General features: G+C 59.0%; 9 protein-coding genes, 1 tRNA gene and 1 CRISPR repeat array. Of the genes, 4 read left to right on the forward strand and 6 right to left on the reverse strand.

All coding sequences use genetic code 11. The features are described from left to right. Positions 1 to 236, forward strand: a 236-nt coding sequence (locus tag ACMKFF_RS05175; protein WP_419496265.1) for a hypothetical protein, incomplete at its 5' end; no start/stop codon positions are given. 94 nt (positions 237 to 330) lie between these two features. Continuing rightward, positions 331 to 2,079, forward strand: a complete 1,749-nt coding sequence (locus ACMKFF_RS05180) for a recombinase family protein (protein WP_419496266.1) — start codon at positions 331 to 333, stop codon at positions 2,077 to 2,079. 162 nt (positions 2,080 to 2,241) lie between these two features. Beyond that, positions 2,242 to 2,872: a CRISPR direct-repeat array (repeat unit 33 nt; unit sequence ATTTCAATCCACCCGCCCCTTGCGGGGCGGGAC). A 173-nt stretch (positions 2,873 to 3,045) separates the two neighbouring features. Here ACMKFF_RS05180 and cas2 read toward each other — a convergent pair. The 5 genes from cas2 to cas5 form a co-directional block, all read right to left on the reverse strand. Further along, the gene (gene cas2 / locus ACMKFF_RS05185; protein WP_349136556.1) at positions 3,046 to 3,336 is read right to left on the reverse strand and encodes a CRISPR-associated endonuclease Cas2; all 291 of its coding nucleotides are present in this window, start codon (positions 3,334 to 3,336) and stop codon (positions 3,046 to 3,048) included. A gap of 114 nt (positions 3,337 to 3,450) precedes the next feature. Continuing rightward, the gene (locus ACMKFF_RS05190; RefSeq protein WP_419496267.1) at positions 3,451 to 5,367 is read right to left on the reverse strand and encodes a CRISPR-associated helicase/endonuclease Cas3; all 1,917 of its coding nucleotides are present in this window, start codon (positions 5,365 to 5,367) and stop codon (positions 3,451 to 3,453) included. A 242-nt stretch (positions 5,368 to 5,609) separates the two neighbouring features. Continuing rightward, positions 5,610 to 6,500 carry a type I CRISPR-associated protein Cas7 gene (locus ACMKFF_RS05195; RefSeq protein WP_419496268.1) on the reverse strand — a complete coding sequence of 297 codons (891 nt, stop codon included), beginning with the start codon at positions 6,498 to 6,500 and terminating at the stop codon, positions 5,610 to 5,612. Then, on the reverse strand, positions 6,490 to 8,553 hold the full coding sequence (locus ACMKFF_RS05200; RefSeq protein WP_419496269.1) for a hypothetical protein: 2,064 nt from the start codon (positions 8,551 to 8,553) through the stop codon (positions 6,490 to 6,492). Before ACMKFF_RS05200 ends, ACMKFF_RS05195 begins: the two co-directional genes overlap by 11 nt. After that, positions 8,543 to 9,232, reverse strand: coding sequence for a CRISPR-associated protein Cas5 (gene cas5 / locus ACMKFF_RS05205; RefSeq protein WP_419496270.1), 690 nt, complete (start codon positions 9,230 to 9,232; stop codon positions 8,543 to 8,545). Before cas5 ends, ACMKFF_RS05200 begins: the two co-directional genes overlap by 11 nt. Positions 9,233 to 9,576: 344 nt before the next feature. On the opposite strand from cas5, the gene ACMKFF_RS05210 reads away from it, so the two are divergent. Both ACMKFF_RS05210 and ACMKFF_RS05215 read left to right on the forward strand, forming a co-directional pair. Next, positions 9,577 to 9,663 (forward strand) — tRNA-Leu (locus ACMKFF_RS05210). Positions 9,664 to 9,733: 70 nt separating this feature from the next. After that, a complete protein-coding gene (locus ACMKFF_RS05215) occupies positions 9,734 to 10,135 on the forward strand; it encodes a GNAT family N-acetyltransferase (RefSeq protein WP_419496271.1) in 402 nt (133 codons plus the stop codon). Between the two features lie 287 nt (positions 10,136 to 10,422). On the opposite strand, the gene ACMKFF_RS05220 is transcribed toward ACMKFF_RS05215, so the two are convergent. Next, positions 10,423 to 17,844, reverse strand: coding sequence for an S-layer homology domain-containing protein (locus tag ACMKFF_RS05220; protein WP_419496272.1), 7,422 nt, complete (start codon positions 17,842 to 17,844; stop codon positions 10,423 to 10,425). Positions 17,845 to 17,899 lie beyond the last annotated feature (55 nt).

The following is a 17,899-nucleotide window of genomic DNA, read 5'->3' on the forward strand; positions in this document are numbered from 1 at the left end:
TCCCGCTGGGAATACTTACAACAAAACAGGAGGTGGACAGCATCAGTACACAGAGGAAACCGTCGCCGGAGCAGGCAAAGAAAGAGCTTGCCGAACAGCTCTGGCTGAGCTACTACAATCAGGTTCTGTTTGAAGCCGGACTGATTACGGAGACGGAACGCAACCGCATGAAAAACAAAATCAGCGCATTGGCGCCGTCCGCCTCCAATGGAGTTGACAGGAGCGTCCTGACGTGATGCTCCTGTCAGAAATTCACACTTGCTTGTTTCGCGCAGGTGTGATATGGTAGAAAAAAACATGATAAAACGAAAAAACGAAGGAGCGCACCAAATGGACATACATACGATCAGAATGGAGTTAAGAACAAAGTCCATTTACGATTTGCCGCTGCGCGTGACCTACTATGCGCGTGTGTCGTCTGAGAGTGACGAGCAGCTGAACTCACTGGGCAATCAGGTTTCCTACTATGAGGATCTGATCCGAAGGAATCTCCCGTGGACATTCGTGCCGGGGTACATTGACGAGGGCTTGTCCGGTATCTCCACGAAAAAGCGCGAAAACTTCAACCGCATGATCGAAGACGCCGCCGAAGGCCAATTCGACTTGATCATCACCAAAGAAATCTCCCGCTTCGCCCGAAACACGCTCGACTCTATCCAGTACACGCGCCAGCTTCTGAGCTACGGTGTCGGTGTATTCTTCCAGAACGACAACATCAACACGTTCGATGAGGATGCCGAACTGCGCCTGTCCATCATGTCGTCTATCGCGCAGGACGAGCTGCGCAAGCTGTCCTCGCGCGTGAAATTCGGTCACCAGCAGGCGATCAAATCGAGCGTCGTGCTTGGAAACAGCCGCATTTTCGGCTACACAAAAGCGGACGGGAAGCTGGTCATTGACGAAACGGAAGCGCCGATGTTGCGGGAACTGTTTGAACTTTACGCGACCGGCGAATACTCCATGAAGCAGCTGGAAACGCTGTTCTGGGAAAAAGGCTATCGCAATCACAACGGCAAGAAAATCGCGCACACCACCATGTCCAACATCATTTCAAATCACAAATACAAGGGCTACTACGTTGGCAACAAGGTCAAGGTCGTGGATATGTTCACGAAGAAGCAGAAATTCCTCCCGCCGGAGGAATGGGTCATGTTCAAGGACGAAACAGGCGAAATCGTACCGGCGATCGTGTCTGAGGAAATCTGGGACGCTGCGAATGCTGTCCTGAAAAAGCGCAGCGAGGATGTGAAGGCTCGGCAGGGCGTCTGCAACCACGCCAATCTCCTGACAGGAAAGCTATGGTGTACGGAGTGCGGGCAGCCCTACTACCGCCGCGAATCCGAGGACAAGAGCGGTAGAAAGAACAGCAAATGGCTCTGCTCCGGCAAGATCAAAAACGGCGCGGATTCCTGTAAATCCTTTGCCATCTACGAAAGCGAGATCAAGCCGCTGCTGTTCGAGGTGTTCCGCGACACGGCGGCAGACGCCGATGCGATGGTGGAAGAATATATCCGTATGTACAATGAGCTGACGCAGCACGGCTCGCTCCGGAAAAAGATTGAACAGCAGAATAACATCATCGATCAGGCAAATCGGAAGAAGAATAAGCTCCTGCAGCTTGCTGCAGACGACAGTATTACGAACGCGGATTTCAAGAAGATGACTGCTGACTGCAATCGTGAAATAGAAGAAGCCGAAAAGGAAATCACAGAACTGGAGCAGACAGCCGCCGAGGGAGACGCCTTCAAGCAGAAGATCGACGAAATCCGCAGAGTCCTGACGAATGCCCAGCGTGACGCGGCGCAGGGAATCATCACGAAGGAGTTCATCAACAAGTATATCAGCAAGATCTTCGTGACACCGAAGGACGACACGACCATGCTGCTTCAGGTCAAGATCTTCACCGGGGAAACGACGGAAAAGTACCTCCGGAAACTCGAAAGCCGCACGGGTCACATCACCCGTGATTTGGCTGAACAGTCAGAAAAGCCAGACGCCGCAAGGGTTTTCGACTCTGACGATTCTATGGGTCACACGTTCAAGAAGATGATCGAGGCCTACGAGCGCAGCATGAAGTAAGACTCCGGACCGCGGCAGATCCCTGCCGCGGTCCAAATCTCATAATGCGCCGTCTCCGATATTCTGTGCCGTACATTGCAGGAAAAAACCTGCCAAAAGATAGTGATCCCGCCCCTTGCGGGGCGGGACCTCGGCAGCCCGATTCTTTGCCGCCGCGCAATGATTTCAATCCACTCGCCCCTTGCGGGGCGGGACCGCTAGGGTCAGGAGCCGCGCAGACCGAGCAAAATTTCAATCCACCCACCCCTTGCGGGGCGGGACGATTGGCCCGGTGCAAGGACAGCTTGATCCCAAATTTCAATCCACCCGCCCCTTGCGGGGCGGGACCCGGCTCCTCGTAGGTATGCCCCTCGGCGTACTGATTTCAATCCACCCGCCCCTTGCGGGGCGGGACTAGCGACTGCTACTATGTCGACGGGATCATCCTTATTTCAATCCACCCGCCCCTTGCGGGGCGGGACTGTGCAAGACTATGTCCGCTGCAGCAAAGAGTTATTTCAATCCACCCGCCCCTTGCGGGGCGGGCCCGATGCCATGCAGAGCTGCAGAACGCCGAATGCATTTCAATCCACCCGCCCCTTGTGGGGCGGGACTCCGGCTCGTCACGACGCGCGCATCCTCACGGTCATTTCAATCCACCCGCCCCTTGTGGGGCGGGACCTCGATCGCCTCGTTAATTGTTGCCACAACCTTCATTTCAATCCACCCGCCCCTTGCGGGGCGGGACCAGCTTTCTCGTTCTGCTCCTCCTAATAGTTTTATTTCAATCCACCCGCCCCTTGCGGGGCGGGACAGCGATCTTGCACAAAAAAACTGTGCAAAACATCGCATATTGCACAAAAAGTGCATTTACCCTGGCCGTATTGAGCGGTTTTCTGGCTTTGATGCGGCCATTTTTCTGCCAAACGTGCACAAATTTCGGTGCGAACCTTCCGAAGAATCGCTGCTCGCTCCCCGTTCGCACGCTTATACCATCAGGACCCCCTCCGGCTGATAGCCGGCATTGATGCCGAAGTGTTCCACCTTGGCTTCATAGCGATTGCCCAGATAATAAAACCGCAGGCTGTCCTTCTCCTTGTCCATCAGGGAACAGAGCTTATGCTGAAGCTGCCTGCACTGCGCAGCATCCAATATGCACTCGAACACGGAATTCTGGACGCGCTGCCCATAGTTCACGCATTGCTTTGCAATCAGGCGGAGCCGCCTCCTTCCTGCCGCATCCTGCGTATTCACATCATAAGAGATCAGAACCAGCATAGGCTCACTTCCAGAGAAACGGCGGATAGGCATCCAGATCGCGCAGAGAATCGAGCGAACCCGCCTCCATGACCGGATATCGCAGATCATATTATCCACAACAGCCGAACCGTTCTATTCTGTCAGGAGCACACCGTGCATATAGCCCAAAAAGCTGTCGTACCCCAGCGTCCATTGATAAATGCCGTCGGCGATCTCTCGCAGATGCCACAGCACGATCTTCTCTTTCCGAACGGAGACCGCATGCCGCTGCAGCTCCTGCCAGCTTGCTCTGCCTTCCGCAATAGCCGATGCCATGGAGTCATCAGGAACCGCGAGAACCGTTTTCTGATCGATTACCCGGAATTTCTGCGCAAGGGTTCTGAACTGCTGTGCCGCTTCCAGCTCTGCAAAGTCACAGATCGCGCTCATGCAGCTGTCGTCCCGGACAAGCTCATCCTGCATGGAGCGCGTGCTGAGTTCCGGTGTGATTGGAAGTCTCTTTTGGAAATAGCTTCTGAGCACCGCTGCAGAGACATCCAGCGCCGGATTTTTTGGCAGCATGGAATCATCCTGCAGCGGAAAGCTCCACATGACCGCTTCCGTGTTTCTGCCGTGGCGGTTGACCCTGCCCGCAGCCTGCAGGAGCGACAGCAGCGAGGATATTTCCCGGAATCCCGTCCGGAAGGAAAAATCAACGCCAGCCTCCACGCAGGAGGTCGCCACAAGCGTCCAATCCGCGTCATCCGGATCAGCCAGCCGCCGTCTGATCCGATCGATCGTATTGCCGCGGTCCTCCGGCGTCAGAGCCGTAGACAGATGCTCCACATGCGTCTGTCCAAATTCTGCAGCCATATCCGCCGCGATCACGGCCGCACTCTGGACCGTATTCAGGATCAGCAGCCGGGGACCCGGTGCTTCCTGCACCCACTCGGCCAGCTCTTTCCGCCCGATTGGCTTCTCTCGCCACCGGAACGTGATCCGGCTACTTTCGTACCGGCTCAATTCTCTCTGCAGGTCAGGTCGGACCAGCTCCGCGATCTCCGGTCGGGGCATAGAGAGTCCGGATAACGGTTGGAGTTCCCAATACCGGACCAGCGAACCGGAAGCCAGCACCCAATAGCAGCTCCATTCGTCTGACAGAACATTCATCCAATGCCATGCAAGCGGAAGGAGCCGGAGCGGCAGTGCACTGTGTGCCTCATCGACAAAGATCAGGCTGCCCGGCAGCTCATGCAGCCGCCGCAAGGCCGCCGGATTATGGGAAGACAAGGTCTCAAAGAATGCGACCGCAGTCGTCACAACGATCGGCGCGCGCCAGAGCGCAGTAAGATAGCGTGTCTCGATATCCTCAAAATCCGCTCTGGAATGCAGCTCTGCCACAACATCTTCCGGTGTCTCCCTCGGAAGCACGAGCGCTTTCCGGTAAATATCAACAGACTGGCGGATAATGCTGGTATAGGGCAGGACTACAAAGATTCGGCGAGCATTCCGTTTGCAGGCCTGCTCCAGAAGATGCGCCATCACCGCCGTCGTCTTGCCGGAGCCAACAGGACTTCCGCACACGGAAAAGCCGCTATGAGCCTCCACCGATCGGCAGGACTGATACAGCTCTCTGCGCAGGCTGCTGCGTTCGTCCGTCTCGCCGAATTTAGACACATAGTGGTCCAGCGCAGCGAGCCGTTCCTGCGGGCGCAGCTCCGGCATGGCTTTTTCAGTCTGCCCGAATGCCGCGGCCGTGTCGCCGTGGTCGGCATCCGCAAGACAGGAAAGCGCCATACGGAGGAACACCGCCGGGTCCCCGTCATACGCCTGCACTTCTTTGTTTGGCTTCCGGGGAAAAAGCGCTTCATGCTGCCGAAGCAATGCAGGCAGCGCAGCATCCGTCTCTGCGCGCACCTCGGCATTCCCATTTCGGAATATGGAGCATCCTCTTGCTGCAAATTCCGTCGACAGATCGGGGAGGCCCTGGTGATGGGAGTATACCAGCATTGCGGCACAGCCGCTCCCCATCTTCTGCAGGGCGGCGCTTCCGGCGTCGGTATGGTCCACAGGCAGATGCCTCCGCCTTCTGCTCTGCTCACACAGAACGCTCTGGTTCCGTTCCTCCAGCTTCCCCAGATCGTGGAGCAGCGCGCTGTCGCGAACGATGGTTGACAGGATACCGTTTGCTTTCACCGAATAGCATTCTGCCTCAGCCGCGTATTTTCCCGCCCTTTCGCAGACACCGCGGACGTGCGCTTCGTAGGTCTGCGGCGGATAATTCTTTCGCGCACTGTGCGCAAGCGGCGTTCTCATCCCCGCAATATCAGGTCCGTGCAGCTTTCTACGCGCGCAAGGAGGTCCTCCGGCAGTCCCGTTTTATCCTGATAATCGGTCCACGATGTGGACGGCTCGTCAGGGTTTCCCAATTTAACGGGGGTCAGCGCCTCCAGCAGCAGATGCTCCGGGCAGCTTCCCAGAATGCTCTTGTGCTCAATGTACCATGCATGACGGATCCGGACATCCGGCCGGATCGCAGAGCGGTTCTGCTCATAGGCGTGCGGGATAAGCAGCTTGAGCAGTTCAATATCATCCGCCGTGCAGCCGCTTTTCTCTGCTTGATTCGGATTGACAAAAAACGGCATGCAATATACCCCATGGTCCACAATACGATATGCCATCGGCGCCATGCCCCGGTCCTTGCCGCTCTCCACACCAGCCTTATTGGTATTTGTCTGCCGGATGATCTCGACCGGCGCGAGGGAAATGCCCATTCCAAATTGTACGACGCCGGTTCGGATAAAGTTGTCTTCCCCTTCTTCGAGGAAGGTATTGCCGAAAACACGGGCGTCCCAGTATCGCTCGACAAATTTGCGTCTCCCGCTCTGCAGTGAGTTTTCCCTCATCTCTTCTTTGATCTGGCTTCGGTTCCGTCCGCGGTGTTCGAGGATCAGGTATTGCTTTTCATTTTCTTTCCCGCTGAATTTTTCCGGCAATGCTTTGAAAAACGGCGTATCGTGCTCATCCTTGTCATTCTGCTCGATCAGATCACGCAGCTTCCGCTTGAAGGAGACCGGAGAGATCTCCCCGCGGCCGTTGTCACGCTGTCTGGGCTCGCCATCGCGGTCCGGATCGCCATTTGGGTTTGAGTTGACTGCTTCGAGGACCAGAAGTCCGGTTGCACGTTTGATCTCATGATTCATGATTTGATTCCTCCTCTAATTTCATTTCTTTCTCAGAAAATGACGCCAGATAGCCAATAAACAGCTGCGCCTTCTCTTCATCGTTGAACCTGGACGGCACAGTCTGACTATTCCAAAGCCTCGTTGTGATCTGCTCACAGACCCGATACAACCACCCGGCACGAGCTGCATGCTTCTTGTTTTCGTTGTCACTCTTCCGGCGGTAGACTTTCGCCCACGCATAATATGGCATGATCCTCTGGCTCAGCACCGGCAGCATGCGGAGCGGTGACTCCGATACGCTGCGGAACATGCTGCTTCCCACAAGCTCCTGCGGCTTTTGTCCGTCGCGCACGACATCGCAGTACAATTCATGCAGCTCATCAGCCGCCTTGAGCAGCTGGCCATAGAGATATGGCAAGTTCTCCATATAATCTTCCTTTCTGATTCTCATTCGGTCCAGAAATAGTCCCAGCAGGAGCAGCTGCTTCCCTGCAGCTTCCTGTATTTTCTTTTCTTTCTGTATGTCCTCTTTCTTCTTTTCCTTACTGCATTTTGGTTTCCTCAAAAGTGGTCCGATGACCATCGCGCTCTCGGTCAAGCGGAGCAGATCGGCTGTAACGGGCAGCTTCGGGTCCATCAAGAGCTCTATACCGTGATATTGGGAATACGGTCTGTACTTATCCGTCACAGCATCGCCGTCCCGTCTCCAGAAGCCGTTCAGAATACCGGCAGCCTCCAGCGGGTACAGGTCCTCCGGCTTGTCAAAGGGAAATGCAGGGAGATTCCCGCAGCCCCGCGACCATGCTTCGCAGCACCGCTCCAGCTCGGCAGGATCGGTCTGCTTGGTGTAGACGATCTTTGTGCGGGCTTTGTCAATTTTTCTGAGTATAAATATCCTTATCCATTCTGCGTGAGTATCTGTCCCATCCTTTTTCGGGCGCAAAAGCTCCCGAAGGAACTGCTCTGCCTGCGCAGAGAATGTTACACTCATGTCTGGCATCCTCTTGAATATCCGGGTGTAAGAAATCGGAACTTCCGGCCAAGAGGACGGATACGCAAAAAGGATCTCATTCTTATCCGTGTTGATCCATGTTCGATTCTCCTGTTCCTTCTCACTCCCGATCCATGCAAGCGCTGATTGCAGTCGTTGGCGCATCTCGGATGAGACCGGATAGCTTTCCCCTTCAAACCGTCCATATCGGCTCTGGCACGGCTGCCCTTTGAACATGGTCCGAAGTGTCACTTCAAATCCGCCCGCCAGCTTGACGCTGGGCATCGGCTCATCTACCGGCTGAAAGCAGATGCCGAAAGCATCGATTTCCCTTTTCTGCTTCTCTGCACCACTTGGGGGATTCGCATGCAGCAAATGCTCATTTACTTCAAGAACAAACCTGTTACTGACTGCAGCGATATTATCATCGATCAGTTTTAATGCATCAAACGCAACGGAAAGGGAGCCATAATCACTCTCTGCATCAGCTCCTGCCTTTCCCAAATAAAAGAGCAGCGTCAGCGCCAAGGCAGTATCCTTCACACTTCGCAGCAGCTCCCATGCTTTCCGCTCCAGTTCGTTATGAAGAAGCGTCGGGTCTGCAAAATATTCCGTCTCCTCAAGCAGACACCGAAGTGGTCTATACCGGGCTGCAGCGGACTGGAATTCCGCCTCATGTGCCCGTTCCATGGAAGTTCTGAACTTCTTTTGGACCTTATCGCCCCAGTTATTTTGCGTGCACCATGTTTTCATTTTGCAAATGCAGGCTGTATCGATCTTTTCGGGGTGCTTTTTCAGGTCAGCCAGCTCTCTTTTTACGGATTCATCTGTGATCCGGTACAGAGGTGCAAGATTCATACAGGGATAGGTACCCTGATTGTCACCATATTTTCGGATGCTTTTGCCCAGTTCTGCACTTACGGACGAAATATCCGCAATTTTTCCACCGGAAACCGTGATACGTACGCAGGGTGCATTCTGCCGAATATTGGGGATTGGCTTATATTTGGGGTGCCAACTCTGTCTTTTGACCTGTGCATCATCAAGCACCCGCGCAAGCTCATACAACTCATTGATCACGGTACTCCTCCTCTCTTACCGGATATTCGAGAACACCTTGATGAATGCAGAGGTCCATATCATAAACCGCCTGATATATGGCCCGCTCATTTGATTCGTGTCCTGTCAGAAACACCCTGCGCAGCATGGATGGAATGTGGATATCCGGAAGCTCCTTGCAGACCTTTGTGGTCTCACGGAACGGGCCGAAATATGACAGCGTGAATTCGCTCCATCCGAGGAACGGCGTCATATAGGATTGCCCGCGCAGCAAGCGCCGGTTGAACATTTCCTGATAGGCGTGCCCCGGCGAGGTCGTGCGCCGGTCCCATTCGCGGGCTCTGTCCGGAAGCTTCTCCTTATTTGGGTTGGGGATCACATCCGCATAAAGCCGATAGCAGACACCGGTCAGCACCGTGGCAAACAGCTGGTAGTTGTTATCCTTGCTGATCAGACTGGACTTTCGAAGCGGTCCGCCGTAATTCGTTGCATAGGAGTGGTACTGCGGCGCGGAGCACAATTCCACTTTTCTCGGTATGATCCGGACCGCCGGACCCCAAAGGATACTCTCAAACAGACCGCGCACTGCGGAATAAGTCGGTGCCGGATAGCTGCACGGAGAATCTCCGGTGTCCGGCCGCGTCCAAAGCGCCGTGTCCCCTGCGACCTCCATGGAGACCTGATATGTTTTATGGATCATTGGCTATTCCTTCCTTTCCTCCATAACGCATTCGGTATGCTTCCTCTCATCTGCCCTCATCATACATCATCCGCTGTCCAATAAATTGGACTCTGCCCAAAAAATTCAACATTTTTCTCTCTTTTTTCAAATATCCGCAAAGCTCACTATTCTTTCCTTCATTATATCTCATATTTCAGCATAATTCAACAATCATATGACGTTTTTCTGAACATTTATTCGACAGTTTGACGAACCCCCACCATTCTCTGCCGCTGTTTCGCGTAATTTCCCCCCGGCGGCACGCGGGGCTTGACGGGAGCGGCTCAAAATGATAAAATATCTATGTTTCAGAATGCAGATATGCCGCTGTGGTGGAATAGGCAGACACAAGGGACTTAAAATCCCTCGCCCTAAAAAGCGTACCGGTTCGACCCCGGTCAGCGGCACCAAAAAAGGCACGCCGGTCGGATACCGAGGTATCAGCGGCGTGCCTTTTCTATTTGATTGGAGAAATATGAGATGGACATTCGGGAATACAGGGAATACAAGGCCGAGGATGTCCTGCGCCTCTACGCCAGCGTCGGCTGGACGGCCTACACGGACGACCCGGCAGCGCTGGAGCGCGGCTTCCGCCATTCGCTGCTGGTTCTGGCCGCGTGGGAGGACGGCGAGCTGGCCGGGCTGATCCGCGCAGTCGGCGACGGCGCGACGATCGTGTTCATTCAGGATATTCTGGTCGCGCCGGAGCGGCAGCGCCGCGGGATCGGCACAGCCCTGCTGCGCGCCGTGCTCGAGCGATTCAACGGCGTGCGGCAGATCGAGCTGACGACGGACGACACGCCGGAGACGGCCGCATTTTACCGCTCGCTCGGCTTTACCGACTTTGCCGGCCTAGGCTGCCGGGGCTTCATGCTGGATTAGAATATAAGGCAACACCGCACAATTCAGCAAAAGCATTTAGCGCGAGATTTTTTGTCGAGGCAAGGTTTGAAACGTGCAGATGTACTCTGTGTACCCGCAAGGGGCATGCCGCATCCGTAGGGCGGCAAAGCCGCCAACGGCTGCGCAATACCTCAAACTTTTCGAACCGACGGATCGGCGAAAAATATCCGGCAAAGGCCGAAGCTGCAATTGTGCGGCGCTGCCATAAATTGACCCGCTGCAGGGAACCCTGCAGCGGGCTTTTGTTATTTACGCGTTATGGGGACTCAGTTCGCGTAGGCACGCCAGAGGAACGTCACGGCGTGAGCACGCTGGCAGAGCGTATCCGGCTCAAAGTGCGTCTCATCCATGCCCTTGACAATGCCGTTCTCTACGCCCCAGGCAACTGCCTGCGCATAGTAGGCATTGGCCGGGACATCGGCAAACGTCGTGCCGCTTGCCTGCGGCATGCCCTTCGCGCGCCACAGGAACGTCAGCGCATGCGCGCGGCTGCAGGCCGTATCCGGCTCAAAGTGCGTCTCATCCATGCCCTTGACGATGCCGTTCTCGACACCCCAGAGGACTGCGTCATAGTAGTAGGCAGAGGCATCGACATCAACGAACGGATTGGTCGTCGTCTTCGGCTGCGGCATACCGTTTGCACGCCACAGGAACGTCAGCGCCTGCGCACGGGTGCAGACCGTCTCCGGCTCGAAGTGCGTCTCATCCATGCCCTTGACGACGCCGTTTTCCACGCCCCAGAGAACCGCGTCATAGAAGTAGTCCTTCTCGGCCACGTCGACGAACGGATTGCGGATGCGCCAGCCCGCGTAGACCGTCGTGTCGGCCTCGAGCGTCAGGCTTGTGATGGGCTGCGTCAGCGCGGCGTCGAGATACCAGCCGGTGAAGTCATAGCCCTCGCGCTCCGTCACATAGGCGCTCAGGTCCAGGGCAGTACCGACGGGCAGCTCCACGCGCTCCACAACGGAACCGCCGTTGGAGACAAAGCTCAGGACGGCATTGTGCACCGTCTCGATGGTGAATTCCACCCTTGTTTCCGCACTGACGGAGTTGCCGCGGACGGCGACGGCGCGCACGACGGCGGACTGCTCCAGCGTGAACGGGCCGGTGTAGAGCGTGCCGTTCAGAGGATCGGAGCCGTCAAGCGTGTAGTAGATCGCAGCGTCGGCAGGGGCCGCCGTGATGGTCACGGTCTGCGCCTCGGCGTAGCTGCCGCCGTCCGGCGTGATGACCGGTGCCTCGGGCGCCTGCGGGTCAAGCTCGAGCGCCGGAGCGTTCTTCTGCCGGACCTCGCCGTCCAGGATCCAGCTGTCCACCGTCAGGCTGCCGTCCGCACGCAGCTTGATGCTGTAGCGGGTGACGCCGTCCTGCAGGGCGGAACGCAGCTCGTGGTCCTCGCACTGGTTTTCGTTGAGCAGGTCGCGGAACGTCTCGCTGCACAGCTCCGCGCCGGTCATGGCGACCGTGTTGCGCACAACGCCGGTCGAACCCATGGTCACGTTCGTGCCGATGTCCTTTGCAGGCGTCACGACGCTGTTGCCGCTGCGCTGCTCCTGCTCGCTGTTGAAGTAGCCGTAATTCACGGTGCCGATGGCCGTGTTGCGGCCCGCGATGCCGCCGATGTCGCCCGTGGCGTTCTTCGACGTGAGCTTCATGTCGGAATAGTTGTTGCCCGCAACACCCGCCTGCATACCGGCGATGCCGCCGATGGTCGCAGCGTTCACGCCTGCATCGGCATAGATGCTGCCCATGGCGTAGCTGTTGGCCAGGATCGAGAAGCCGTCCAGACCGACGATGCCGCCTGCCAGCGCACTGCCGCTGACGGAGACCGTCGTCAGGTCGACATGGGCGCTGCAGTTCAGGATCACGCTGTCATAGCTCTGACCCACGATACCGCCGACCGTGCTCCAGTCCTTGGAGGACGCGGAGACCGTGCCGGAGACGGCGCAGTTCGTGATGAGCGCGCCTGCGCCGGTCTCGGACTTATCCATAACACCGGCGACGATGCCCGCATAGATGCGGACGCTGCCCGTGCGCTTGATATTGATCTGTGCATTTTCGATGGCGACGTTGCGGATGATCGCGCCGTCGGCATAGGCGAACAGACCGGCTGCGACATAGTCCGCAGGCATCTCCTCCGTGCCGATGCGCAGGCCGAGGATCTTGTGGTTCTGTCCGTCGAAAATACCGCTGAAACAGTGCGCTCCGGCATTGCCTGCCGGGACCCATTTGCGGCCCGCGAGATCGATATCCGCCGTCAGGACGATGTATTCCCCGGCAAAATGCTCTTCCTCATTCACGGCTGCCGCAAAGGCACGCAGCTGATCGGCCGTTGCGATGCGGTACGGGTCGGCCTTCGTGCCGCTGCCGCCGTCGAAGATCGCGGTGGGATCGGCAGGATCATAGGTCGAGGTATCGCCGAGCAGGGCGCGGTTCAGGGCGACCTTCAGCGCGGACTTCAGGGTGCTGTCGTCCGCCGTGTCGTTGTCGGCGCGTTCGACTGTCTGGCTGCTGACCACGGCGGCGAGAATCTCCTCGGCATGGTCGGCGTCGAAGTCCTTCGGGGTGACGATCTCGGCAGAGACGATCTTGCCGTCCTTCACGACGATGCGGACAATGACATGCTCCGCCTCATCGCGGCCGTAGTACACGCCGTCCTGATAGGCATATTTGGGCGTCGGGTCCGGCTTTTCCACGGGAACATAGGTGATGCCCGCCGCGCCGCCGCGCGGGACCGCCTTGCCGTCGACGACCGTCCAGCGCAGGAGCGGGACCGTCAGCTCGGCCGGGTCGACCGGGAATGCGGCAAAGTTCTCATTCAGGGCCGCGGCCAGAGCGGCAGGCTCCAGCGTCATGGCCGTGACGTTGTAGATAAACGCACCGTTAAGCAGATCGCCGTCCTCGTTGTAGCCGGACGGAACGACCGTGCCGAAGGCGACCGGCGGATCGAGGCGCTGATCCTCGATGGTCAGGGCCGCATCCTCTGTATAGTAGCTGTCATAGCTCTCGCTGATGGCCGTGGCCATGCCGCCGAGCGCGCCGACAAACTTCGTCCACGTCTTGGACGTCAGCGTGCAGTCGCTGTAGCAGTTCACAAGCGTACCGGCCTGGCAGCCTGCGATGCCGCCGAGGTAGCTCACGCCGCTGTCGTCCACGGTGCGGTCCGTGGCCGCGGTCAGCGTGCCGGTCGCATAGGAGTTTGCGATGATGCCGAAGGCGTTCATGGCCGTGATGCCGCCCGCCTCGGCGTTTGCCGTCTTGCAGTAGGCGTCGAGCGTGACATCCGCGCCGCAGTTGTAGATTTCGCTGCGCTGGCTGTAGCCGATGAGGCCGCCCGCAAAGCTGCTGTTTGCAAAGCTGCCGTTTTCGGTGCGGACCTGCACCGTGCCCGCCGCATAACAGCGGTCGATGAGCGCAAGGTCGCTGCAGCCTGCCAGCAGACCGGCAGACACCGTCTGCTCGCCCGTGACATAGATGCTGCCCTCCACGCGGAGGTCCTCGACGGAAGCACCGTCCATCAGGGCCGCAAACAGGCCGTAGTACGTCTTCGTCGTGTCGGTCACAGGCGCGCTCGCTGTGCCGATGCTCATGCCGGAAATGGTGTGGCCACGGCCGTCAAAGTGGCCGCGGAAGGCCTGCACACCTCTGTCCGTGTGGCCGATGGGGGCCCACTCTGCGCCGGTCAGGTCGAGGTCGGCCGCCAGAGCGATGTAGGCTCCGTCAAAGTCGCTCTTCGCAAAGAACGCGCGGAAGGCCTGCAGCTGGGCAAGCGTGCGGATGATCCACGGATCCTCCTCCGTGCCGTCGCCGCTGTCAAAAAAGTCCGGCGTCGGGATCTCGGTATCCTCATAGACTCTGGCGCTCAGGACCGTCTTGCCGTCCTCATTGCGCTCCCAGGCATACCATGCCGCCGGGCGCAGCGCAGCCAGCTCCTCTGCGGTAAAGCCGACATCCTCGCCGGTCAGCCAGCGGTCGGTGCGGCCGAGGCCCGCAGTCGAGAGGCCCTCGTTCATGGTGTCTGCAAACGTCTTCGCGCCGGTGTCGGCAGCAGAGACATTCTCCAGCCGGACCGTGTCGCCCATGGCGCCCGCGGCAGCCGTCTCGATCTGCGTGCCGTTGGCCGTCACAACGGAGGCCGTCTCATAGCGGCAGCCGACGACCACGCCGTTCAGCGCGCGGCTTGCGGAAATTTTACCGGCCAGCATACCGGCAGCGGGCGTCGCCACATCCATGGCGTTGATCAGCTTGATGTTGCCAGAGGCATAGCAGTTGTGCAGCAGGCCGGTCGCCTGGCCGATCAGGCCGCCGGCAGCGCCGCTGATGGTGCTGGTGAGCGTGTAGCCGTTGTGGGAGATCACATCGCCCAGCGCAGCACAGTTTGCCAGCATGGCGCCGTTGCTGTTGATGGCGGTGATGCCGCCGACGCAGGTCAGGCCGCTCTTGGAAATGGCGGAGACCGTCACATCGGTCCAGCAGTTCGTGATGACGCCGTACATCGCCTGCGCGCCGAGGATGCCGCCGGCGTAGGCCCAGTTTTCGGCCGTCAGGGAGATGGCGGAGCCGGTGACGGAGCAGTTGTCGATGCGGACGTCCGTGCCGATGCTCAGGGAGCCGCCTGCGATGCCGCCGACAAACGGGCGCGTCCACTGGCCCTCGGCAGAGCCGTAGATGCTCACGCCGGTCAGATGCAGGTTGCGGACCTGCGCGTCGTTTGCCAGAATGTCAAAGAAGCCGAGCGGCGAATCCGAGGCGTCGACCGGGGCGGACTGCGAGCCGATGGTCATGCTGGAGACCGTGTGGCCCCGACCGTCGAACGTACCGGCGAAGGAATGGATCGGCGTCCAGTCGCCGTTCAGGGTGATGTCGGCATCCAGCGCGACATACTGACCGGCATAGGTCTCGCCGTCCGCCGTCGTCGCTGCGAAGGCGCGCAGCTGCGCCTCGGTACGGATGAGGAACGGAGCGGTCTCGGAGCCGTCGCCGCCTGCGAACACCGCATCATCCAGCGAACCGCCGAGGACGACCTTGCCGTCCGCGAGGCCCCAGCTCTGCCAGGCAGCCGGGCGCATGGCCGCAAGGCCCTCGGCCGTGTAGGAGGTGAACGTGCCGCTGCTCGTCAGGTAGGCATCCGTCTCGGCAAGGCCGCTTTCGGAGATGCCGTCGTTCAGTGCCGCGGCAAAGGCCGCATCCGTGACGCTGTCGTGCGCGGTGATCTTGTTGTAGTCAAAATACCACGAGGCGGGGATGGAGCCGGTCGCCTTGACCGTCTGCGTCTCGCCGTTGCAGCGCAGGACTGCGCCATTGAAATAGTGGCCGGAGACGACCACACCGCCGCTCTGCTCGCCGATGAGGCAGCCGAGATAGACGTTCTTGACGCTCTCGGCAGAATCCTGCAGGGAGACATTGCCGGAGGCGTAGCAGTTGTGGGTCAGATAGGCCGAGGAGCCCAGCAGGCCGCCCGCGCGGCACCAGTTGTATTCCGCACTGACGCCCGTGACCGAGACATCGCCCAGCGCGGCCGCATTGGCGATCATGCTGCTGCCGCCGATGGTGGCGACAAGGCCGCCCGCGCAGGCGGGAGAATTGGCAGAGACTGCGGTGACGGTAATATCCGTCCAGCAGTTCGTCACAACGTTTTCGCGGTCGAGACGACCGGCAAGGCCGCCCGCATAGGCAAACGTGCCGGAGGCAGCGGAGATCGTGCTGCCCGTGACGGAGCAGTTGTCGATGCGCACATTGCTGCCCGCCGTGCCCGCGCCGCCGACGAGGCCGCCGGCATAGATTCGGTCATCCAGCGCCGCGCCGGAGCGCTGCACATAGACGGAGGCGTTCGTCAGGTGCAGGTCATGCACCTTGGCCGTGTTGGCCAGCACATCGAAGAAGCCCGCAGAAACCAGCTTGGAGGGCGCATCGGCCGTGCCGATGGTCATGCCGGAGACCGTGTGATCACCGCCGTCGAACGTGCCGCCGAAGCTGTGGACCGGCGTCCACTCGCCGTTCAGGGCGATGTCGGCCGTCAGGACGAAGTAGACATTCGTCGTCACGAGCTTTCCGGCCTGCGTGGCCTCGGCAAAGGCGCGCAGCTGCGCTTCCGTCGCGATCTGATAGGGATCGCCGACCGAGCCGTCGCCGCCTGCGAAGTAATCCGGCTCTTCCGGCGTGACGGAGCCGCCCGCCGTGGGCAGCAGCGCGCCGTCCGCATTGCGCTCCCATGCGCACCAGCCGTTTTCCGTCATGCTCAGCAGGCTGTCGAGCGTGATGTCGCCGGTCAGCAGGGATTCGGACTTGAAGTAGGCCTGCCCCTTTGCCAGCTCCTCCGGCGTCAGGGCTGCGGTGAGCTTGTTCAGAAGCGTCTCGGAGGCGATCTCGGCGGCCGTCAGACCCTCGCAGTGATCGTTGTCGCTCTCGCTGTAGTTCAGCACGTCGTAACCGACGGCCAGCGGCGTCGAGACCTCGCCGTCATAATAGGTCTGCTTCTCTTCCTTGTTGAAATAGCAGTTGTAGGCCGCAGACAGAGCCGACGGAGAACCGACGACACCGCCGACCGGCACATCCGCGCCGTCATCATAGGACATGGCGTCCATATGGATGCGGCTGGAGGAATAGCTGGCATAGACAGCGCCGGAGCTGTAGCCCACAACGCCGCCCGCGCCGTACATCATGGAGGTGTTGCCGTAGTTTGCCACGGAGCCGAGGGCCGCGCAGTTCACAACGGCGGAGTTGTTGCCGGTATCGCCGACGATGCCGCCGACAAAGCTGTCAGAGCTGCCCTTGGCATAGACGACAACGTTCGTCCAGCTGTTGCAGATGAGGCTCTTGATGCCGATGCTGCCGACGAGGCCGCCGACGTAGGAATAATAGGGAGAAGTCGTATCGCTGTAGATCGTGCCGGTCGCCCAGCAGCTCTCGACGATGCTGTTCTCGCTGATCCCGGCCGCCAGAAGGCCGACGCTCGGGTCCGTCGTGGTCTTGTTGTAGATCGCGGCGTTGATAACGCCGACGTTGCGGATGGCAGCGCCCTTGCCTACCGAGCCGAAGAGGCCTGCCTCCGTATAGGAAGCCTTCTCGCTCTCCGAGCCGATGGTCATGCCGGTGATCGTATGATAGTTGCCGTTGAAGCTGCCGTTGAACGAGCCCGTCGCGCCGATGGGCGTCCACGCAGTCCCGGTCAGGTCCAGATCGGCATCCAGACTGATGTACTGGCCCTCATAGCCCGTGCCGCCGTTGACGGCTGCGGCAAAGGCCTGCAGCTGCGCGGCCGTGCGGATGAGATACGGGTCGCTCTTCGTGCCGCTGCCGGACGCGAAGACCGGAGTCTCCTTCGATTCGGCCTGACGGAACACGTCCTTCGCAGCTTCCTTGATGGCATTGCTGCTCAGGGTCGCGCCGGTCACGGCGTCGAGCTTTTCGACCTGCTCCGGGGTCTGCAGACCGACGAGCCGGTCAAGAAGCACCTTGGCCTTTTCCCAATAGCGGGCAGTTTCCGAATGGGTCACATTGTCCACGCTCGCGATCGCGCCGTTCGTCAGCGTGAGCGTCAGCGCCACAGACCCGTTGCGGCCCGTACCCGTACCGGTGTAGGTGCCGCTCTCGTAGGTCGCCGCGACAGCCGGAGCGACGCAGCCGAGCACCAGAAGCACGGACAGCGCCACCGCCAGCAGGCGGCGAGTCACACGATGTTTTGTCATCTCTTGGGTTTCCTCCTTTTTTTATTTGGCAATACCGCATAATTTGGCCTTCGCC

It is taken from the genome of Faecousia sp., assembly GCF_048519415.1.
GTDB lineage: Bacteria > Bacillota > Clostridia > Oscillospirales > Oscillospiraceae > JAZOXB01.